Origin of the sequence: Casimicrobium huifangae, assembly GCF_009746125.1 — a bacterium.
Classification (GTDB): domain Bacteria; phylum Pseudomonadota; class Gammaproteobacteria; order Burkholderiales; family Casimicrobiaceae; genus Casimicrobium; species Casimicrobium huifangae.
Map to the genome: position 1 here is coordinate 852,889 of NZ_CP041352.1, position 21,038 is coordinate 873,926.

22 protein-coding genes are annotated in these 21,038 nt (G+C 62.2%); 17 read left to right on the forward strand and 5 right to left on the reverse strand.

Annotated elements, in window-relative coordinates:
• Positions 1-200: 200 nt before the first annotated feature.
• Together FKL89_RS03840 and FKL89_RS03845 are read right to left on the reverse strand one after the other, a co-directional pair.
• Complete coding sequence (locus FKL89_RS03840; protein WP_156861492.1) at positions 201-1,232, reverse strand: Gfo/Idh/MocA family protein; 1,032 nt, start codon at positions 1,230-1,232, stop codon at positions 201-203.
• Positions 1,233-1,415: 183 nt separating this feature from the next.
• The gene (locus FKL89_RS03845; protein ID WP_156861494.1) at positions 1,416-2,267 is read right to left on the reverse strand and encodes a 3-hydroxybutyryl-CoA dehydrogenase; all 852 of its coding nucleotides are present in this window, start codon (positions 2,265-2,267) and stop codon (positions 1,416-1,418) included.
• A 94-nt stretch (positions 2,268-2,361) separates the two neighbouring features.
• On the opposite strand from FKL89_RS03845, the gene FKL89_RS03850 reads away from it, so the two are divergent.
• Positions 2,362-3,366, forward strand: coding sequence for a DMT family transporter (locus FKL89_RS03850; RefSeq protein WP_156861496.1), 1,005 nt, complete (start codon positions 2,362-2,364; stop codon positions 3,364-3,366).
• 66 nt (positions 3,367-3,432) lie between these two features.
• Here the strand turns inward: FKL89_RS03850 and pyrC are convergent, their stop codons facing one another.
• Positions 3,433-4,584 carry a dihydroorotase gene (gene pyrC / locus FKL89_RS03855; protein WP_156861498.1) on the reverse strand — a complete coding sequence of 384 codons (1,152 nt, stop codon included), beginning with the start codon at positions 4,582-4,584 and terminating at the stop codon, positions 3,433-3,435.
• Between pyrC and FKL89_RS03860 the strand changes: the two genes are divergently transcribed.
• The 16 genes from FKL89_RS03860 (at position 4,583) to tfpZ (ending at position 18,167) form a co-directional block, all read left to right on the forward strand.
• Positions 4,583-5,122: a Fur family transcriptional regulator gene (locus FKL89_RS03860; RefSeq protein ID WP_238363478.1), complete on the forward strand. Its 540-nt coding sequence runs from the start codon at positions 4,583-4,585 to the stop codon at positions 5,120-5,122. The genes pyrC and FKL89_RS03860 overlap by 2 nt on opposite strands.
• A gap of 78 nt (positions 5,123-5,200) precedes the next feature.
• Complete coding sequence (gene dksA, locus FKL89_RS03865) at positions 5,201-5,755, forward strand: RNA polymerase-binding protein DksA (protein WP_238363479.1); 555 nt, start codon at positions 5,201-5,203, stop codon at positions 5,753-5,755.
• 129 nt (positions 5,756-5,884) lie between these two features.
• The gene (locus FKL89_RS03870; RefSeq protein ID WP_156861500.1) at positions 5,885-6,487 is read left to right on the forward strand and encodes a superoxide dismutase; all 603 of its coding nucleotides are present in this window, start codon (positions 5,885-5,887) and stop codon (positions 6,485-6,487) included.
• A gap of 104 nt (positions 6,488-6,591) precedes the next feature.
• Positions 6,592-7,296, forward strand: coding sequence for an ATP-binding cassette domain-containing protein (locus FKL89_RS03875; RefSeq protein WP_162527385.1), 705 nt, complete (start codon positions 6,592-6,594; stop codon positions 7,294-7,296).
• Positions 7,293-8,471, forward strand: a complete 1,179-nt coding sequence (locus FKL89_RS03880; RefSeq protein ID WP_156861504.1) for an ABC transporter permease — start codon at positions 7,293-7,295, stop codon at positions 8,469-8,471. The genes FKL89_RS03875 and FKL89_RS03880 overlap by 4 nt, the downstream gene beginning before the upstream one ends.
• 6 nt (positions 8,472-8,477) lie before the next feature.
• Entirely contained in the window at positions 8,478-8,975 is a 498-nt protein-coding gene (locus tag FKL89_RS03885) for a DUF3299 domain-containing protein (RefSeq protein WP_156861506.1), read from the forward strand.
• A gap of 29 nt (positions 8,976-9,004) precedes the next feature.
• Positions 9,005-10,231 (forward strand): hypothetical protein, encoded by a 1,227-nt coding sequence (locus tag FKL89_RS03890; RefSeq protein ID WP_156861508.1) that lies wholly within the window; start codon positions 9,005-9,007, stop codon positions 10,229-10,231.
• Positions 10,232-10,286: 55 nt separating this feature from the next.
• Complete coding sequence (hslV, locus tag FKL89_RS03895; protein ID WP_156861510.1) at positions 10,287-10,835, forward strand: ATP-dependent protease subunit HslV; 549 nt, start codon at positions 10,287-10,289, stop codon at positions 10,833-10,835.
• A 17-nt stretch (positions 10,836-10,852) separates the two neighbouring features.
• Positions 10,853-12,067, forward strand: a complete 1,215-nt coding sequence (locus tag FKL89_RS03900) for an FAD-dependent monooxygenase (protein ID WP_156861512.1) — start codon at positions 10,853-10,855, stop codon at positions 12,065-12,067.
• A gap of 35 nt (positions 12,068-12,102) precedes the next feature.
• Positions 12,103-12,915, forward strand: coding sequence for a DsbC family protein (locus tag FKL89_RS03905; protein ID WP_156861514.1), 813 nt, complete (start codon positions 12,103-12,105; stop codon positions 12,913-12,915).
• An 80-nt stretch (positions 12,916-12,995) separates the two neighbouring features.
• Positions 12,996-14,111, forward strand: coding sequence for an SPFH and helix-turn-helix domain-containing protein (locus FKL89_RS03910; protein ID WP_156861516.1), 1,116 nt, complete (start codon positions 12,996-12,998; stop codon positions 14,109-14,111).
• A 156-nt stretch (positions 14,112-14,267) separates the two neighbouring features.
• A complete protein-coding gene (locus FKL89_RS03915; RefSeq protein ID WP_156861518.1) occupies positions 14,268-14,489 on the forward strand; it encodes a hypothetical protein in 222 nt (73 codons plus the stop codon).
• A 15-nt stretch (positions 14,490-14,504) separates the two neighbouring features.
• A complete protein-coding gene (locus tag FKL89_RS03920; RefSeq protein ID WP_156861520.1) occupies positions 14,505-15,677 on the forward strand; it encodes a zinc ribbon domain-containing protein in 1,173 nt (390 codons plus the stop codon).
• Positions 15,661-16,476: a DUF3025 domain-containing protein gene (locus FKL89_RS03925; RefSeq protein WP_156861522.1), complete on the forward strand. Its 816-nt coding sequence runs from the start codon at positions 15,661-15,663 to the stop codon at positions 16,474-16,476. Before FKL89_RS03920 ends, FKL89_RS03925 begins: the two co-directional genes overlap by 17 nt.
• A 357-nt stretch (positions 16,477-16,833) precedes the next feature.
• Entirely contained in the window at positions 16,834-17,262 is a 429-nt protein-coding gene (locus FKL89_RS20450) for a pilin (RefSeq protein ID WP_156861524.1), read from the forward strand.
• 170 nt (positions 17,263-17,432) lie between these two features.
• Positions 17,433-18,167: a TfpX/TfpZ family type IV pilin accessory protein gene (gene tfpZ, locus FKL89_RS03935; protein WP_156861526.1), complete on the forward strand. Its 735-nt coding sequence runs from the start codon at positions 17,433-17,435 to the stop codon at positions 18,165-18,167.
• On the opposite strand, the gene coaBC is transcribed toward tfpZ, so the two are convergent.
• Both coaBC and pyk read right to left on the reverse strand, forming a co-directional pair.
• Positions 18,151-19,416 (reverse strand): bifunctional phosphopantothenoylcysteine decarboxylase/phosphopantothenate--cysteine ligase CoaBC, encoded by a 1,266-nt coding sequence (gene coaBC, locus FKL89_RS03940; RefSeq protein WP_156861528.1) that lies wholly within the window; start codon positions 19,414-19,416, stop codon positions 18,151-18,153. The genes tfpZ and coaBC overlap by 17 nt on opposite strands.
• A 159-nt stretch (positions 19,417-19,575) precedes the next feature.
• On the reverse strand, positions 19,576-21,018 hold the full coding sequence (gene pyk, locus FKL89_RS03945; protein WP_156861530.1) for a pyruvate kinase: 1,443 nt from the start codon (positions 21,016-21,018) through the stop codon (positions 19,576-19,578).
• Between the last annotated feature and the right edge of the window lie 20 nt (positions 21,019-21,038).

A 21,038-nucleotide genomic window follows, 5' to 3' on the forward strand; every position in this document is an offset into this window, starting at 1 on the left:
TTTTCGCTGAAATCCTTATTTAATAAGGGCTAAAAGCGAAAAATAGGCAAATGTCAATATGCGGCGATTTGCGCGCTGAGCCCATATTCCATGGACTACACAGCAAAAAGCTGTATGTCTGTCGTCGCAGCGCTGACGTTGGATGACGAAGCCGTCGTTCTCGGCGAAAGTCACCCTCAAGCCGGCGCTCTGGAAAACGGTCAGGCTACGATGGAGACCGCGCTGCCGCTACGCGCGCTAGCCGCCAGTGCATCAATCGCCAGCATGATGTCGAGCGTCTCGTCGGGCGTGGCGCCCGGCCATTGCGACCAGCCATGGCGCAGCAGATCGTGGAAGGCCTCGCCCTGAGCGCGGAAGCCGGCGGCTGCGTCACACACGATCGTCTCGCGCGGTGCATCGAGCGCAATGCCACGACGGATGACCAGCGTCGGCGGCAGCTTGTCCGAGGTGTCGTTGTAGAACGTGGTCTCGATGGTGCCGGCATCGCCGACGATCAGCGCGGTGCGGTGCCGCGAGGTGCCGAAGCTGCAGGCGATCTGCGCCAGCGCACCGCCCGGAAAATCCAGCGTGCCCAACAGCGTGCGATCAACACCGGTACCACCGCTCGCGCCCTCGGCAAAGCGCGCCATCGCATGCGCCCGCACCGGCCGTTCGTCAGCGATCATGCGCACCAGGCTGACCGGATAGCTGCCGGCGTCCATCAGCGCGCCGCCCGCGAGTGCAGGGTCCCAGCGGATATTGCTACCCATCGCCAATGGAAAGCCGAACGACGCTTGCACGAACTGCACCTTGCCAATCGCACCCTCACGCAACAACTGCGCGAGTTTGATGGTCTGCGGCTGCGCGCGATACGGATACGCTTCGACGACAATCACGTTGTTGCGCTTCGCCGCGTCAAACATCGCCTTCGCCTCGGCCGCGTTGGCTGCGAAGGGCTTTTCGCAGAGCACATGCTTGCCGGCTTCAGCCGCCTTGATCGTCCACTCGGCGTGCAGGTTGTTCGGCAGCGGGTTGTAGACCGCTTCGATCGACGGGTCCGCCAGCATGGCCTCATAACTGCCGAACGACTGCATGATGCCCACCTCGGCCGCGAACGCGGCGGCTTTGGCGGCGTCACGACTGGCAACGGCGCACACGTCAACCTTGTCGGAGCCGCGCAGTGCCGCAGTGAAGTTACGGGCGATGTTGGCGGCGCCGAGGACGCCGATGCGGAGTTTTTTGTCAGCGGGCATGGGGGCTCTCGTGGTTGTCAGAGGGAGTGACGTTCATGGTTCGACAAGCTCACCACGAACGGAGTGAGTGATGAGCGCAGCGTTTACCCCTGAGCGAAGTCGAAGGGGCACCACCAACGGACAGAGTGGTGAGTGCCGCGTTTACTCTTGAGCCTGACAAAGGATCACCACGAACGGCGCGAATTAGGCGTAAGTGTAAAAACCGCGCCCGGTCTTGCGGCCCAGATAACCCGCCGCGACCATCTCCTTCAGCAGCGGCGCCGGGCGGTACTTCGGGTCGTTGAAGCCTTCGTAGAACACGTTCATCACGGCAATCATCACGTCGAGACCGATCATGTCGGCGAGAGCAAGGGGGCCGATCGGCTGGTTGGTACCAAGCTTCATGCCGTTGTCGATGTCTTCGGCCGTGGCGAGTCCTTCCTGCAGGCAGAAGATTGCCTCATTGATCATCGGGCACAGGATGCGGTTGACCACGAATCCGGGCGAGTTTTTGACGGTGATCGGCGTCTTGCCGAGTGCCTTGGCCAGTTCCTGCGCCGTCGCAAGTGTCGCGTCGCTGGTGGCAAGGCCACGGATCAGCTCGACCAGCGCCATCATCGGCACCGGGTTGAAGAAGTGCATGCCGATGAAACGGTCGGGGCGCTTGGTTGCGGCAGCCAGTTGCGTAATCGAGATTGACGAGGTGTTGGTCGCAATGATTGTGCTGGCCGGCAGCAGCGCGTCGAGATCCTTGAGAATTTTGATCTTCAGGCCTTCATTCTCGGTCGCGGCTTCGATCACGTAGTCACACTTGGCAAGATCGGCCATCGTGCTGGTGGTCTTGACGTGCGACATCGCAGCCGCTTTTTGCTCGGCAGTGATTTTTTCCTTCTTGAGCAGACGGTCGAGACTGCCGCTGATGGTGGTCACACCCTTGTCGAGCGCAACCGGGTTGACATCGAGCATCAACGCGTCGATGCCTGCCACGGCGCAGGCCTGCGCGATGCCGTTGCCCATGGTGCCAGCGCCGATGATGCCGACTGTTTTGATCGTCATGTGAGTCTCCGTGACCTTTTCTGTTGAACTGAAGGCGATTTTACGGAGCGGCGTCACAGCGGTGCCGGCCAAAGCGTCGGGCAAAATAGACTCGATGTCCTCTTCGTCCGCCACTCCTGATGCCGCTTCTGCGGCCACCCCGCACCCACAGCACCTGACACTCGGCATCGGCGCCGCGCTCGGCGCTGGCCTGATGTGGGGACTGGTGTTCGTGGCGCCGCTGTTGCTGCCCGACTATCCCGCGACGCTGCTGTCGTTTGGGCGCTACTTTGCCTTTGGTCTGGTGACCTTGCCGATCGCGTGGTGGCAGCGCAAAGCGCTGCGTCAGCTAACGCGGGCTGACTGGTGGCTGGCGACCAAACTCTCCATCGTCGGCAACTTCATTTATTACCTCACGCTCTCGGCGGCGATCCAGCTGGCCGGTGCTCCGTTGCCGACCTTGATCATCGGTACCTTGCCGGTGGTGATTGCGGTGGTCTCCAATCTGGGCAGCCACGGCGAGCATCGCTTCTCGTGGGCCAGGCTGGTGCCATCGTTGGTGCTGATCGCGGGCGGCCTTCTGTGTGTCAATGCCGATCAGGTTGCGCGCCTGCAGGCCGAAGGCGCTCTGACCGCATATCTGGGAGGCGCGGCACTGGCCATTGTGGCCAATGCAGCGTGGACCTGGTATCCAATTCACAACGCGCGCTGGTTGAACGCACATCGTCAGCACACGTCGACCACCTGGGCGACGGCCCAGGGCATCACCACGCTGCCGATTGCGGCCGTCGGGCTTGCGCTTTCCTTGCTGTGGCTGCGCCTCACTGGCGATCCACGCTTTGCGCAGTCGCTGTCAGGGCCGGAGCCGCTCAAGTTCTGGCTGCTGATGACGGTGATCGGCTTTTGCGCGTCATGGCTAGGCACCATGCTGTGGAATATCGCGAGCAAAAATACGCCGACGGCGTTGACCGGGCAATTGATCGTGTTCGAAACACTGGCCGCGCTGGCCTATGCCTATCTGGTCTATCAGCGCTCGCCCAGTGGCTTCGAGATCGCCGGCATCGTGCTGCTGGTGCTCGGCGTGATCGTCGGGGTGCGGGCGCTGGCGTCACGGCAGTAGCTCGCAGAAGCGGGTCGGCCGCGACCTGCGCTACGTCAAGTTGGCGCTGTCTCGGCAGAGCCGCTTCTACAGCAGCTTCCAGGCGAGCGTCCGGCCTTGCGTGAGCGGCACGATGGTTTCATCGCCAAACGCAAATTCTTCCGGCGGTGTCCAGGTGTCGCGTTGCAGGGTGACTGTGCCTGCGTTGCGCGGCAAGCCATAAAACTCAGCTCCGAAGCGGCTCGCGAAGGCATCAAGCCTGTCCAGTGCGCCTGCGGCGTCGAACGCCTCGGCATAAAGCTCAATCGCAGCGTGCGAGGTGAAGCAGCCGGCCGCGCCGCAGCAGGTTTCCTTGTTGTTGCGCGAGTGCGGCGCGCTGTCGGTGCCGAGAAAGAATTTTGGCGACCCCGATGTCGCAGCGGCCAGCAGCGCCTGCCGGTGCGTCTCGCGCTTCAGGATGGGCAAGCAGTAGAAGTGCGGACGAATACCGCCGGTAAAAATGGACGTGCGGTTGTAGAGCAGATGCTGCGGCGTGATGGTGGCACCGACGTTGGGGGGGGCCGCACTGACGAAGTCCGCCGCCTCGCGCGTGGTGATGTGTTCGACCACGACTTTCAGCGCCGGGAAATCGCGCACGACTTGTGCCAGCGAGTGTTCAACAAAGATCGCCTCGCGGTCGAACACGTCGGTGGCAGGATCAGTCACTTCGCCGTGAATGCACAGCACCACACCGTGACGCTGCATGGCATCGAGCACCGGGTAGACGTTTTTGAGTGCAGTGACACCGGAGTCGGAATTGGTCGTGGCGCCCGCCGGGTAGTACTTGAAAGCTTTGACGAAGCCGGATTCGGCCACTCGCGCCACCTCGTCAACAGCGGTGCGATCAGTCAGATATAGCGTCATCAGCGGCTCGAACGTCGAGCCCGCCGGAAGTGCCTGCAGGATGCGGTCGCGATACCCTGCCGCCATCGTCACCGACGTTACCGGTGGCTTCAGATTGGGCATCACCAGCGCCCGGCCGAACTGCCTGGCCGTGAAGGGCACCACTGAGGCGAGCCCGGCACCATCGCGCAGATGGACGTGAAAATCATCCGGTCGGCCGAGCGTGAGGGCGGACAACGGCGCGGCAGTGGTTGCAGTGGATTGCACGATGAGTGGCCCGAACTGGACGGCAGATTGATAGGCGCCCGGCACCGTCGTTGCTGAGGCCTTGGCGCTGAACTGGTAGGATTTAATCATGGGCTCACCTCCCGCAACCGCAGCGTCCGTTCCTGCAAGCACGCCGCCCGCACCCGCACCGGTGCCGCTGCCGTCGGCGGCAATCATGCTGGCGCGGCGACTGGTGATGACGAGTGGTGGTCGCAACACCGGCGCCCGGCGCAACGTGCTGGCGTGTCTGATTGCGTCGGACCGCGCGCTTTCGCATGCGGATATTGAGGTGCAGCTCGCCGACACCGGGCTCGACCGGGTGACGCTTTATCGTGTGCTGGACTGGCTGGTCGAGCATTCACTGGCGCATCGGGTAGGTACGGCCGGTGGCGCAACCGGCATTGAGCGGGCGATGCGATTTGCCTTCACGCGACCAGAAAAGCCCCATTCTCACGCCCATTTTCAGTGCACGCAATGCGGTCGAACGATCTGCCTGGATGACGTGGCGGCACCTGCGCTGGCGGTGCCGGCGGGCGTTGAGCTGCAGGGTATCGAGCTGGCGGCCTTTGGCCGATGCTCGCATTGTCGCAGTGAAGCGGCGGCGGGGGCAGGGAGTCAGCCGCTATAATCCGGCGCCGCCTGGTAAGACTGCGGCTGACCGACCAGACACTCGATAGATCGACAGATAAGGTTCCAGAAGAGTTTTATGGCTACTACGAGCAAGGCGAAAACTGCGCCTGCAGCCAAAGCGGCCCCGGCCGCGACGGTTGGCAAAACGACCAAACCGGCCGCAGCGCCGGCTCCGGCAAGCAAACCAGCGCCGGTGCTGACGATGAACAGTCAGAAGAAGTACGGCGGATTGACCGAGGCGGAAATCCTCGCACAGCCGGAATCGGAATACATGAGCAAGGCGCAGCTCGCTTTCTTCCGCGAGAAGCTGGTCGAACTGCGCGACAACATCCTGCATAACGCGACCGATACCGGCGAGCACCTGCGCGATACCGAGGTGGCCACTGACCCGTCCGACCGGGCGACGCAGGAAGAGGAATACACCCTTGAGCTGCGCACCCGTGACCGCGAGCGCAAGCTGCTCAAGAAGGTCGACAAGTCACTGCGCATGGTTGACGATGGCAGCTTTGGCTGGTGCGAAGAGACCGGCGAGCCGATCGGCATCGCACGCCTGATTGCGCGTCCGACCGCGTCGCTCTCCATCGAGGCGCAGGAACGCCGCGAGCGCATGCAGAAACTGTTTGGGGATTGATCGCCGCTGGCCGCTGTTGGCCTGCTGCAATGACCCCTTGCCACTCGCGGATTTGCCGTGAGCGGCCATAATTGTTCATTCCTGCTTCAAACGCGCGACTGCCAGCCAGTCTCACCCAAAGGAAATCCCATGAGTGCACCCTTCTCCCTGCCGCCGCTTCCGTACGCCGACAACGCGCTGGAGCCGCTGATCTCGGCCAACACGCTGTCGTTTCACTACGGCAAGCACCACAAGGCCTACGTCGACAATCTGAACAAGCTGGTTGAAGGCAAGGATCTGGCGCAGCTGTCGCTTGAGGACATCATCAAGAAGTCGGCAGGTGACGCGGCGCTGGTCGGCGTATTCAACAACGCTGCCCAAATCTGGAATCACACGTTCTACTGGAACAGCCTCAAGCCCAATGGCGGCGGCAAGCCGACCGGCGCGATTGCTGCAGCGATCGACAAGGACCTCGGCGGCTACGACAAGTTCAAGGCTGACTTCGCCAACGCTGCAGTCACGCAGTTCGGCTCCGGCTGGGCGTGGCTGGTGTCGGACGCGGGCGTGCTCAAGATCGTCAAGACCGGCAACGCCGAAGTGCCGTTCACCAAGGGGCAGAAGCCGCTGCTGACGATCGACGTCTGGGAACATGCTTACTACCTCGACTACCAGAACCTGCGCGCCAAATATGTCGAGACACTGATCGACAAGCTGCTCAACTGGGATTTCGCCAACGCGAACTTCGCCGGCTGATCGTAGTCGTAGCAAAAACGCTGTCACAAGGGCCGGGTTTCCGGCCTTTTTGATTTTTGCTGTCGGGGATTCAGTTGCCACAACCTGCTTCGCAGACGACCTTGTTGAGTGTTCGCAACTTGCGTCATCACTATTCGCCGCGAGGCGCCGCAGCGCGTGCCGGGCAACAACCGGAGCGCGCTGAAGCGGTGCTGGAATTCGGCAGTTTTGATGTCGGCGCTGGCACGGTGCTGTTGGTGCGCGGGGCTTCCGGGGCAGGCAAATCGACATTGCTGCACTTGCTCGCCGGTGTGTTGCCGTTGGCGAGGGAGGCCGGCACGGTATCGATTGCGGCGACAGAAATTGCCGGGCTATCCGTTGCCAGACGTGATCAACTGCGGCCCTTCGTGGTTGGCTGGATGCCGCAGCGGCTGTGCCTGATCGAGACCCTCACGGTGCGCGAAAACGTGTTGCTGCCGCTGGCGCTGGCTGGCAAATCCGATGCCGAGGGCCGGCGGCGAGCAGATGAGCTGTTGAGGACACTGGACATCGAGATGCTGGCTGCGCGCCGCCAGGTGGCCATCTCGGTGGGCCAGGCCGCGCGCGCCAGCCTTGCCCGCGCACTGGTGGCGCGGCCAAAACTTCTGCTGGCGGACGAGCCCACCGCCGCACTCGATGCAACCAGTGCGAATCTGGTTGCCCACGCAATTGCCACGTATGCCGAATCGGGTGGCGCCGCTGTGGTCGCAAGCCACGACCCGCAATTGCGGGAAATGCTGGGTCAGTGTCTGCCGCAAGGCTCGGTCCATACGCTGGAGTTGCCGCGATGAGCATCATCGTGCGCCTGGTGAGCCGTTTTCTTGCCACGCGCCCCTGGCAGTTCGCCTTGACTGTCTCGCTTTGCGCGTTGGGGATGGCCAGTGCGGTCGGCATTGTCTGGCTGCAGGCAACGCTCGAATCGCATGCCCGGCGACAGGCCGAAGGCATTGACATCGTGGTCGGCGCCAAGGGCTCGGCGCTGCAGAACGTGTTGGCCGCTGTTTACTATCTGGATGTACCGAACGGCAATATTCGCCTGGATGAAGTGGCTGCACTGCGGGCCAATCCGATGGTGGCGCAGGCCATTGCCGTGGCAATGGGAGACTCGGTTGCGGGTGCTCGCATAGTTGGCGCAGGCAACGACTTTCTCGAGTTCTACGGCGCCCAGCTGACGGAAGGGGCTCTACCCGCTGCGCCGATGGAGGCAGTGGTCGGATCAGCGCTGGCCGCCCGTGCCAGGCTGCGCGTCGGCGACAGCTTCATTGGTGCCCACGGCATGAGCAGTGGCGACGCGGCGGCCGAGCATGATGGCAATCCTTATCGTGTCGTCGGCATTCTCAAGGCAAGTGGGCGGGTGATCGACCAAGTTGCAGTCACGCCCATAGAGAGTGTGTGGCTGGTACACGAGGGCCATGCGGCGAGCAGTGAACGTGAGGCTACGTTTGCCTTGGTCCAGACCAGGGGGCCACTAGGTGTGGCGACGCTTCCGCGCATGATCAACAGTACCACCCGACTGCAGGCCGCCGTGCCGGCGCTGGAGTCGGCTCGTCTCTTGACCAGTTTTGACTGGGTGGCAATCATTATCAAAGCGTTCGCCGTTGTCCTGATTGCGGCCGCAATGGCGTCTTTACTGGGAGCGCTGATGCAGGCGCTGGCGCGGCGGGAACCGGAAATGGCGGTGCTGCGGGCGATGGGGGCGAGCCGGTGGCAATTGGCATTGCTGGTGCTTGCCGAGGCAGTGGCATTGGTGTTGCTCGCGTCATTGGTGGCGGCTGTGCTGCTGGCGGTGGGCGCGTGGCTGCTGTCGCATGGCGTGCTTCCTGGCCTGGCGGTAGATCCAATGGTTGGCAGCGGGTACTGGGGAATTGCCTTGATTGCTGCGCTTTGCCTCGCAGTTATTGCTACTATCCCAGTTCTCTGGCGCAGTGTTTCCATTGACGTTGCCGCGCAACTTTCGTCGAGGTAATTGAAAATGAAAATTCGCTCACTTCTTTCAGGCTGCCTCGCGTCGCTGTCGGCCGTCACACTGTTCGCTTGGTTGCCTGCGGTCGCGGTAACCCCCGTACCAGCGAATGGGGCGCTGATGCCACCGTCGCAATTCCTGCCCGAAAAGCCGGGTTTCACCTCCTGGCGTACGCTCGGGCAAGTGGAGCTGGTGAAAAAGGATCGCAAGATGGTGCCTGCCTTCGCCCAGGTGGTGACGGCGCTTGATGGCAAGGCGATCAAGGTGCAAGGCTTCATGATGCCGCTTGACATCGGTGACAAGCAGCGTCGCTTCCTTCTGGTCGCGGCGCCGCCGCACTGTTCGTTTTGCCTGCCCGCCGGGCCGGACGCGATGATTGAGGTGCGGGCGAAGTCCGATGTGCGTTACGGCTTCGACGCTGTTGCGTTGTCCGGAACATTGCAGGTGCTCAAGGATGATCCGGCAGGGCTCTATTACCGGCTGGTGGACGCGGTACCGGTTCCTTGAACGGTCGCTGAAGAAAACGAACATTCGAGATGGCATTCAAGATCTTTCCGAAGTCGCCGAAGGTAGGCAGCCCAAAACTGGAGCTGGCCCCAATCGATGCGGCGGGCAAGCCAGGCAAGGATGGCAGGAATCTCGCTGATCCTGCCACCACAATCTCGCGCCATCATGGTGACACCGAGCTTGGCGGCTGGGCACCGCAGGCGGCCCGTATCGAGGTCGAAGAGGAAGGCGCGCTCGGCCCGTCGCTCGAAAATGCGGCGCTGATGTTTGCGCATGGCAATGCAACAGCCGCGACCGCCGCGCTGGTCCACGCGCTCGATACTGCCGAGCGCTCACAGCCGATGGTGTGGATGTGCCTGTTTGACCTTTACGCGAGGGCGGACGACCGGGCGTCTTTTGAAGAGCTTGCGCTGCGTTTTGTGGTGCAGTTTGAACGTTCGGCACCGGCGTGGGATGAGATGGCGGTGGGCAGCAACGCCGCCAGCAAACCCACCGCAACGGCAGCGGTGCGCGCCAAGCCCAAGTCATTGCTACGCGGCGACCTGACCGATCCGCACGCACCGGTGATCGTGGCGCTAAGTGAGGCGGCCAAGCGGAAAGAAACCTCGCCGGCGCCGCAACGGTTCGACCTCGACATCGCCGAGCTGAATGGTGTTAACGATGTTTGCGGCACGCTGCTCGCCGGTGCGCTGGCGGCGCTTCGACGCAAAGGCGCGGTGATCTCGTTCCGGGCGCTGGACGCCACGATCCGCCGCCTGTCTGCACCACTCAAAGCCGGTGAACGTACGCGCAAAGGCCAGTGGTATCTCGTGCTTGAACTGCTGCAATGGTCGGCGCAAACGGCAACATTCGATGATCGCGCGGTGGACTTCGCAGTCACCTTCGAGATCTCACCGCCGTCGCTGGAAGCGTTGACGCCGTTGCAGCGCAGCGTGTTGACCACCCAAAGTGCCGAGGCCGATGAGCCCGACGAAGCGCTGGTTGATGATCGTGTGATCTGGGTGGGTGAGCTCAAGGGCGCCGCCGATCCGTCGTTGAAGACTGTGGCCGTGGACAAGGTGACCACCAACCCGGTTGTTGTCGACATGCGGCAGGTGTTGCGCGTTGATTTTGTCTGTGGCGGCGCCATTGCCAATGCGTTTACCCGGCTCATGGCGCAGGCCATCGACGTTCGCGTGCTCGGCGCAACCCCCATCATTCAGGTGCTGCTGCAGCTCACTGGTGCGCCGGCCAGCCTGTTTGTGAAGACGGCCTGAGCCAATTGGCCAGGTAGCGCCAACTTTTCCTATCGCCGCCTGGCGGCCAGTTTTCATGGATTCCAGACTCGATTTTCACGGCACCACCATTGTCTCGGTGCGCCGCGGCAATACCGTCGCCATTGGCGGCGATGGCCAGGTAACCCTGGGCAACATGGTGATCAAGGCGACGGCCCGCAAGGTGCGTCGGCTATATCACGATCGCATCCTGGCGGGTTTCGCTGGCGCGACGGCTGACGCTTTCACGCTGTTCGAGCGTTTCGAGGGCAAGCTGGAAAAGCATCAGGGGCACCTCACGCGTGCCGCTGTGGAGCTGGCCAAGGATTGGCGGCAGGACCGCATCCTGCGCCGCCTGGAGGCGATGCTTGCGGTGGCCGATCAAAGCGCGTCGCTGATTATCACTGGCAACGGCGATGTGCTTGAGCCGGAGCACGGCATCGTGGCGATCGGCTCCGGTGGCGGCTTCGCCCAGGCGGCAGCCCGGGCGCTGACACAGCATAGCGAGCTCACGGCGCGCGAGATCGTTGCTGAATCGCTCAAGGTCGCCGGCGAGATCTGCATCTATACCAACCAGAACCACGTCATTGAAGAGTTGACGTGGTAGTCGCGTAGCCCGGCGCTTTGAACACTACCTCGTTCGATGTATTGGTGGCCGGCGGCGGCCCGGTCGGTTGGGCTTGCGCGCTGGCCGCCCGATGCGCGCTGGGTAACGCCTCGCGTGTCGCTGTGGTTGAGCGCGATGCCTTGCCCGATGCGAAGTCATGGACGGCAGACAAGCCGCTGTCGGCGCGCGTTTACACCGTCGCCGCAGGCAACCTGAGTTGGCTGGCCGGACAGGAAGTTGCGTTCGACCCGGCCCGTTGTGCGGCGGTGTCCGAGATGCGTGTGCACGGCCGCAACGGCGCAGAGTCGCTGCATATCCGGGCGGCAGACACCGGTGAAGACGAGCTCGCACACGTCATCGAGCATGAGGCGCTGACCCTCGCCATCGCACGGGCGGCGGTGCAGGCCGGCGTGCTGCTGGTGCGCGGTGAGGGCGTGGACTTGTACGACGGCGGCGACATCGGCGTCGAAGCGAAACTGCTCGAACTGGCAGACCGCAACCTGCTGCAGGCTCGCGTGGTTGTTGTTGCGGACGGCGTGCAGTCGCGCCTGCGCGACGCGGCCGGCCTGATGACCTCGCATCATGCCTATCCGCAGCACGGCGTGGTCGCCAACCTGATCGCTGGATCCGCGCATCGCGGTACCGCGGCCCAATGGTTCGTGCCGGACGGCTCGATTCTCGCGCTGTTGCCGCTGCCGGACATTGCCGGCGCGCCGGCTGTGTCGATGGTGTGGTCAACCGATCCCCGACGCGCTGCTGCGCTCTGTGCGATGGCCGACGACGAACTGCTGCGGGCGATCAACGCGGCTTGCGGAGGAACCGTCCGCCTGCGTGCGGTGGCTGGCAAGCCGCGCAGTTTCCCGCTCAATTTGTTGCGAGTGGGCAATCCCGCTGGCAAGCGCGTCCTGGTGGTAGGCGACGCTGCGCATGCCATGCATCCGCTGGCGGGGCAGGGCGTCAACGTCGGGCTTGCCGACGCCCGTTGCCTGTTTGACCTCTGGCGTGGTGTCGCGATGGCGGCGGACGATCCCGGCCATCCCCTGCTGTTGGGCCGCTATCGACGGCATCGGTACGGCCCGACGCTCGCGATGCAGATGACGACCGACGGTCTTTTCCGCCTCTACAATCAACCCGAACATCCATGGCTGATGGCGGCTGGCGACGCTGGAATGCGTCTTTTTGGCCGCGTACCCGCGTTTCGTCGCACGCTGTCTACCGCAGCGATGCAATGAACGCTTAAATCCGCGCACTCGAAGGAAAGTCCCACATGAAACGCATCATTGTCGCCTTGCTCGCTTCCGGCGTCCTGCTCGGTGCCTGCAACGCGCAACAGCCGCCAGCTGGCAAAACCGACAAGGCCGCCAAGGCGTCACCAGTCGCTGCCGCACGTGGCAATGAAGGAGACAGCGCAAAGCTGAACGCGGTCAAAACCGTGCTCGAAGAGCGCTTCAAAGGGGCGCCGATCAAGGGCCTGCGCGCGTCCGTGTTTCCTGGCACCTTTGAGGCGATGGTTGGGGACGACCTCATCTACTTCGATGAAAAACTGACGCACTTCATCGTCGGCAATCTGATTGAAACCGCGACGATGACCAACAAGACCGAGGAACGCACGTCCGAGCTCAGCGCTATCGACATCAAAGCCTTGCCACTGGCCGACTCGATTAAATTTGTGCGCGGCAAGGGTGAGCGTGTGATGTATGTGTTCACTGACGTTGATTGCCCGTTCTGCACGCGCCTCGAACAAACTTTGCAGGACGTGGACAACGTCACCGTCTACAACTTCATGTACCCGATTGATTCGCTGCATCCGGCTGCCCGCAACAAACAGAAGGCGATCTGGTGCGCCAAGGATCGCCTTGCGGCATGGCAGGACGCAGTGCTACGCAAGAAATTTGATGCAACCGCAAAGAGTGACTGCAGCAATCCGGTCGACGCAACGGTTGAGCTGGGCCAGAAGCTCGGCGTGCGAGCCACGCCTTCGTTCTTCCTGGCAGATGGTCGCATGATCGCGGGTGCGATTCCGCGCGAACAGCTGGAAGCACGTCTGAAGGCGGCGCAGACCAAGGTCGCCGCGAAGTAAATAATCTGATTGCGGCTGTAGCGCCGCAGTCCGTCATCCGTCACTCGTCTTTCGTCATTTGACCGCAGGGAGAAATCACAATGGGCCTCATGGACTTCATCAAGAAAGAGCTGATCGAGATCATCGAGTGGCAGGATGATTCGCGCGATACGCTCTCGTATCGCTGGCCGGACGACGACAAGCAGATCAAGAACAACGCGCAACTGATCGTTCGCGAAAGCCAGGTCGCGCAGTTTGTCTACCTTGGCCAATACGCCGACACGATGGGCCCCGGCAAGCACACGCTGTCAACGCAGAATATTCCGGTACTGTCGACGATCCTCGGCTGGAAATACGGCTTCGAGACACCGTTCAAGGCCGACGTCTACTACGTCACCACCCGTACCTTTGCTGGCAACAAGTGGGGCACGGCAAACCCGATCATGATGCGCGACGCGGACTTTGGCGTGGTACGCATGCGCGCGTTCGGTCAGTACGATTTCAAGATCGTCAATCCGCCGCTGTTCCTGAAGGAAGTGGCGGGCACCGACAATCACTTCCGTCTCGACGAGTTTGCGGACGTGATGCGCTCCAAGATCGTGACGGTGTTCACCGAGGCGATCGCCAATGCCAAGGTGCCAGCGCTTGACGTTGCTGCCCGCTACAGCGAGATCGGTAGCGCGTTGTTGCCCGCCATCAATCCGATCACGACGGCGAAATATGGCATTGAGGTCACCTCGTTCAATATCGAGAACGTCTCGCTGCCACCGGAAGTGGAGCAGGCGATCGACAAGCGCGGCGCCATGACCACGATTGGCGACATGGGGGAATACATCCGCTACAACATGGCCAATGCCGTCGGCGAGGGCAAGGCAGGCACGATGGGCTTTGGTGCCGAATTCGCGGTAGCGATGGGCGTTGGCCAGCAAATGATCAACCAGCCTGGCGGCACGGTGGGCGCCAACCCGAACGCGCCGCGCGGCATGGTGCCGGGCGCGATGGCGGCGCCCGTCGCAGCAGCCGCTGCAGCTGCCGCAGCGGCGCCCGCAGCGGCGCCTGCAATGGAGCTGATGAATCCGGCGCAAGTGGCGCAGGTGCTCGGCGTGGCCGAGAGCGATGTGCTGGCTGAACTGGATGCCGGCAACCTGAAGGGCCGCAAGATCGGCACCCAGTGGCGCATCACGAAGGATGCGGTGGATACCTTCCTGAAGGGCTAAGCACTATTGGCTTTTGGCTGAAAGAACCATTGAACCAGGGCTGAAGGCGGGTTTTTCGACGAAGTCGACTTTTCCTGAAATCGGAATTCAGGCCCCGTGAAATGGTCTTTTTGGTGAAAAGTCGCTGGTCAACGCATCACGCATAACTGGTCCCCTGTGTCCACCATCTTCATTCTGATTGTGTTCGCGTGGTTCGTGATGGTCAGTGACGCTGGCGTGACGGAAAAACTAGTACTCGCAGCGCTCTGCACGGTGGCAGCGTTGCTGCCGCTGGCGGTGCCGGGTTCCGGGCTGCCGGCGGCCATCGGACAAGGTGCGCTCGGTGTGTACGTGTGTCTGCGCATGACCTATCTGCGCGCCAAAACGCGTCTCGACTAATACAGTTTCGCAGCAATGAATCAGGAAACCGCCACTCACACGGCCGCGACGGCCCCTGAAAAGCAGGCCCGCAGCAAATATTCCTGCGTCGCCTGTGGCGGCGAGGCTGTATGGAACCCTGCCAAGCAAAAGCTCATCTGCGCCTTTTGCGGCACCGAAGCGCCGATGCCGAAAGAATCGGAAACGATGCCCGGCATCCAGTCCACCGACATCGTCGAGCACGATCTGGTGGCCGCGCTGCGCGACATTCAGGGCGAATCCCGTGGCTGGGCGCGCGCCACGCGCATGATCAAGTGTCGGCAGTGCCAGGCGATCAGCGTTTTCGACGCGTCAAAACAGGCCAAGTCGTGCGAATTCTGCGGCGCCTCGGCAATAGTTGATTACGACGAGTCCGGCGACGTCATTCGACCCGAGGCGATTCTTCCAATCCGGGTGAGCGAACCGCAGGCCCGCGATCGTATCCGCGGCTGGTACGGCAAGCTCTGGTGGGCGCCTAACGCGCTCAAAAAGAAGGCAATGACCGACACCGTCAAGGGCGTCTACCTGCCGTACTGGACGTTCGATGCGCTGGTCGATGCCCGCTGGCAGGCCGAGGCCGGGTACTACTACTACGTCACCGAGACTTATTACGACAACGGTGAGCAGAAGACACGGCAGGCGCAGCGAGTGCGCTGGGAGTACGCCTCGGGCAGCCTCAACCACTTCTTCGACGACACACTCGTGTGTGGCTCGAAGGGCGTGCATCAGGGGCTGCTGCGCAATATCGAGCCATTCCCGACGACGGAAAAGGGCACCGGTGCGCTCAAGCCGTACGACCCCGCTTACGTCAGCGGCTGGACCGTTGAGCGCTATCAGATTGACCTGATCGCCGCCGCGAAGACCAGCCGGGAGCGCATGATGGATGCAACCCGCACGCTCTGCTCGCAGCAGGTGCCCGGCGACACGCAGCGCAACCTGCAGGTGAACGCCAACTTCTCGCGGCAAACGTTCAAGCACATCCTGGCGCCGGTGTGGCTGATGACCTACGTGTATTCCAGCAAGGACTATCAGGTCATCATCAACGCAGTGACTGGCAAGATCGACGGTGAGTATCCGAAGAGCTGGATCAAGATCGCGCTGGCCGTGATCGCCGTGCTGATCGTGATCTTCGTCGTGCTGGGTGGCATGGGTGGTGGCCGCCATCGCTGATCGAGCCGACAGCGTATCGCTGGCGCCGATTCCTGCGGCGTTGCTTGAGCATCCCGCGTTCGCGCCCTACCGTGAGTACTTGCCAACGCTTGAGGCCTCGTCCGCAGCAGATTGTGCACCCTCGACCGGTGTGATTCCTCGCCTGGTTGCACCACCCGTGCGGGCAGCCGGTGCAATGGAATTCGAGCGCCGCATTGTCGAACAGAACGAGCTGATCGTTCGCCCGAACAATCTGCACGACACCGTCAACGCGCTGGTCTGGCACGCCTTTCCCAAAACCAAACGCGCCATCAGCGAAGCCCATGTGGCGCTCGGCGCAGCGGCCACCGCCAACGGCCGCCCGCGGCGGCGCGACATCCTGACGCTGTTTGACGAGGCCGGCGCGCTGATCATCAGCCAGCGCAGCGATTTGCGGGCGCTGCACGAAGCACACGAATGGAAGCGGCTGTTCGTCGAGCATCGCGCCCACTTCATCCGCGACTGCCGCGTCATCCTGTTTGGCCACGGCACGCTGGAGCAACTTGCCAGCAACCCGCATCGCGGCTTGACGGTGAAGGCGCTGTGGTTGCGGCTGGCGGCGGAGGTATCGCTAGACGAAATCGACGAACTACTTGCCCAGGGCGTCGACAGCGGCACGTCACTTGCCGCCAACGAACGACGGCTTGCGCTACCGATTCTTGGGGTGCCGGGCTGGTTTGCCGAAAGCGAAGCGCCGGCTTGTTACGGCGATGTTGATGTGTTCAGGCCGCTTCGAACCCCTCTGGTCGCCCGCCGTGTACGAGCCGGCGAGAGTAGATAGCGGATTGTTCCGCCGCCGTCGATTTGAGGACGCCCATTTCGTAACCGAACTCCCAGAAGAGCATGAAGACTCACATGGACCACATGTCCGTAAAGTCGGTGCATGGTTGCGCCATACGTTGGCAGGCGAGTGACAAATTTCGTCAATGGAAATGCTCGCGCGCGGCAATGCTCTTGATGTTTGTAAACGACAAACCAAGTTGTGACATTTCGGATTATTCACAAAAGTCAGCAAAAACAATCACTTGCCTATGACGTTGCCATAATCGAATCCCGCTGGCACGCCCGCTGCAATAGTGAGCCCATCCAGCGTCCGTCGCTGAATCTCCAAGTAAACCTCCCGGGAAGGAAATTGACTATGAAACGTGTTCAGAAGGGCTTCACCCTTATCGAATTGATGATCGTGATCGCGATCATCGGCATTCTGGCGGCTATCGCTATTCCGATGTATCAGGACTACACGAAGCGTGCTAAGGTTTCTGAAGTTATCGGTGCAGCGTCGCCGTGCAAGCTGTCGGTTGCTGAGTACATGTCCTCAAACAACAATACGTTGCCCCCGGACATGGTTGCGTCGGGTTGTCAGACTGTCGTTACCAACCAATATGTCGACGGCCTCACTTGGACCGGTACGCGAATTGAGGTGACGAGCAAAGTGACTGGCGCTGCCGGCCTTGTGACCCTAATTCCTCAAGCGGTAACCGGCGCGGTTGACTGGGTTTGCGGCGGAGCGGGCACGACGGTTGCCGTTGCTTACCTGCCGACTAGCTGCCGTGGCACGAAGACCTAATGTCGGATGCTTTGCGATCACGCAAAGTCGAGAGAGCCCGCTTCGGCGGGCTTTTTCCTTTGTTGACCACCAGTACGGCTGTGCACTTGGCACGCGCCGCGTCAGGTGATCGTCGCGACGCAACTCCATCTGCGCAACAATTCCCACTGTGTTCGGTCACTTGATTACCAATGACACGCTTCAAAGCTGCAGCGATTCATCTGGGTGTTTGCGCGGTCGTGGGCGGGATCCTGCTTGCGCTCTTCTGGTTCGTCTGGTATCCCGATCCGTTGTTCCGCGCGGTAGGTGGGCTCGAAGTTTTCCTTGTGGTACTGGCCGTCGATGTGGTGCTGGGGCCTGCACTCACCCTTACAGTATTCAAGCCGGGCAAAAAATCGCTCAAGATGGATCTGGCGATCATCGCGATCGTCCAGGTGGCAGCCTTGCTATACGGCACATCGACACTGCTTTTGGGGCGTCCCGTTTACGTTGCCGCGTTGGGCGCGCGTTTCGACGTGATTCGGGCCAGCGAAGTTGCGGAGTCAGATCTAGTTGCGGCAAAGAGGGCGCTCCCCATGTGGGGCCCTGAATGGGTTGGAATCAGGGAGGCGACGGATCGTGCGGAGCGCGAACGGATCTTGATGAGCGCTCTCGCGGGAGCTGACTATGGGCACATGCCGCAACATCACGCTCCGATAGAGAGCATGCGTGAGGAAATACTGAAGTTCGCGAAGCCCATCGCCGAACTTCGCATGCGCAACAAGGGGCGCGACGGCGAACTGACTGCTTGGCTGCAAGCCCGCGGCCTGACCGACGAATCGGTTTTGTTTCAGGGATTGAAGGCGCGTGGCGAAGACATGGCAGTCGTCCTTGACGCGACGACCGCCAAGGTCATCGGCATCGCACCATTCAAACCTTGGGATTGAGACGCGCACTGATCTCGCGTGTGATTGCACGCGCAAGCACCACTTTCCCCATCTTAGGCATGCGCATTTCGCCCTCCGCCCCCCGTTCATCAATCAGCGTCACCTCGTTCTCATCGGCTCCAAAAGCGCTCTGCGCGTGGTTGGCGATGAGCAGGGGGATGCCTTTGCGCGCGCGCTTTTCGGCGCCGTATTGCTCGACGTTTTCACTCTCTGCTGCGAAGCCGACACAGAATGGCGGCGTGCCGTTCCTGCGTGGATCGTTGCTGCGGCGAGCGTGTTTGGCAATGCGAGCGAGGATGTCTACCGTCGGTTCAAGATGGATGTTGAGCCCGGCGTCTGATTTCTTGATTTTCTGCTCGGCACTGCTGACCGGACGGTAATCGGCGACGGCGGCGACGGCGATGAAGACGTCGCTTTCATCGACTTCGGCCTCGACCGCCGCGAGCATCTGTGCTGCACTGATGACACTGATGCGACGAACACCGCCGGGCTCGCCCGGGGAGGCCCCAGCGAACGGCGTGGACAGATGCGTCGGCCCGCTCACCAGCACGACTTCGGCGCCCGCCTCGGCGCAAGCCTGCGCGAGGGCGTAGCCCATCTTGCCGCTGGAGTGGTTGGTGATTACTCGCACCGGGTCAATCGCCTCTTGCGTGGGGCCGGCGGTGATCAGTACGCGCTTGCCCAGCAACGTTTTCGGCTGCGCCCAAGCATCGAGTGCGGCCATGATTTCGGCGGGCTCAAGCATGCGGCCGTCGCCGATTTCGCCGCAGGCCTGGTCGCCATTGCCGGGGCCGACGATGTGCACACCATCAGCCTTGAGCGTTGCGACGTTGCGCTGGGTGGCCGGGTTTTGCCACATTTGCAGGTTCATCGCGGGCGCCACGATCAACGGGATGGTGCGGGCGAGCACCGTAGTGGAGAGCAGATCATCGCTGCGGCCGTGCACCAGTCGCGCCAGAAAGTCGGCCGACGCTGGTGCAATGAGCATCACGTCGTTGTTGCGGGTGAGCTCAATGTGGGCCATGCCGTTGTCCGGCCGCGTGTCCCACAGGTCGCTGTAGACCGGCCGGCCGGACAGCGCCTGGAACGTGGCCGGGCCGACGAATTCGCGCGCGGCGGCGGTCATCGCGACCGTCACTTCACGGCCAGATTTGACCAGCAACCGCACCAGTTCGGCGGATTTGTAGGCAGCGATGCCGCCGGTGATGCCGAGCAGCACGCGCTGCGTCGGCTTGACTTGAGCTTCCATGCGCGCAGTGTAGCTGTCGCCGCTGGCGCGCTTTCCCGACGTCAACTTTTCAGCGAAAAGCGCAGCTGATATGGGCCTGGAACACAATTCCGCCGGAAGTCGACTTCTCGCCTTTTACGGGCCTGAGCCCAATGCCGACGGCAGTTCAGGAGAAAGCTGCTAGCTCCGGTGTTCGCCAACACGCACGACCTTCAGTGCGTTGGTGCCGCCGCTTTTGCCCATTGGCTCGCCGCAGCTCAACACGATCAGATCGCCGTCGGCGACCGCAGCGCGCGATTTCAGCGCGTCTTCAGCGGCCTGCAGGGCGCGATCACGGTCGGCGTCGAACGGCACCACGACGGGGCGCACGCCGCGGTACAGTGCCGCGCGGCGGGCTGCGGCAATTTCCGGTGTCAGCGCGTAGATCGGCACGCCGCTGTCGTGGCGGCTCATCCAGAGCGCCGTGGAACCCGACTGTGAAAGCGCAGCGATCGCCTTTGCATTCAGGTGAAAGGCGGTGAACAACGATGCCATCGCAATGGCCTGATCGACGCGAACGAACTGCTGGTTGATGAAGTCTCGGTCCAGCTCGTACACCTGCGAACGTTCGGCCGCGAGCGCGATGGCGGCCATCGCCTTCACGGTTTCCACCGGGTATTTGCCAGCAGCTGATTCGGCCGACAGCATCACGGCGTCGGTGCCATCGAGCACCGCGTTGGCGACGTCGCTGACCTCGGCGCGGGTGGGCACCGGCGCGGTGATCATGCTCTCCATCATCTGGGTTGCGGTGATCACCAGCTTGTTCTTGTCACGGGCGCGCACGATCATGCGCTTCTGCAGCGCCGGCACGGCGGCGTTGCCGACCTCGACTGCGAGGTCGCCGCGGGCCACCATGATGCCGTCGCTGACCTCGATGATTTCGTCGAGCGTTTGCGGCACGATTGCCTCGGCACGTTCGATCTTGGCGATCAGCTTTGCCTTGCCGCCAGCGGCCGCCAGCACCGTGCGCGCGGTCTGCATGTCGGCGGCGCTCTTCGGGAACGATACGGCGAGGTAGTCAACGTCAATATCTACCGCAGTCTTGATGTCGGCTAGATCCTTGGCCGTCAGTGCCGGGGCCGTTAGGCCGCCGCCGAGCTTGTTGATGCCCTTGTTGTTGGAGAGTTCGCCACCGTGGATGACCACGGTATGCACGGCATCACCCTCTACCTTCGTCACCGTGAGCTGGATCAGGCCGTCGGCCAGCAGCAGCGTGTCGCCAGCCCTGACGTCCTGCGGTAATTGCTTGTAGTCGAGGCTGGCACGCTCACTGTTGGACAGCGGTGATTTGTTGTCGAGCGCGGCATCGAGAATGAAGGGCTGGCCCACCTCGAGATGAGCACGGCCGCCGTCGAACTTGCCGACGCGGATCTTCGGCCCCTGCAGGTCACCCATGATGCCGACCTCGCGTCCGCAGCGCGCTGCGGCCTCGCGCACACGCTGCGCCCGACCCGAATGGTCTTCCGGCGTGCCGTGCGAGAAATTGAGGCGGAACACATCGGCCCCGGCCTCGATCATCGCGGCAATGATGTCAACGGTATCGCTCGCAGGCCCGAGCGTGGCAACGATTTTGGTGGCTTTCATGCGGACGAGTGTAGTCTCGC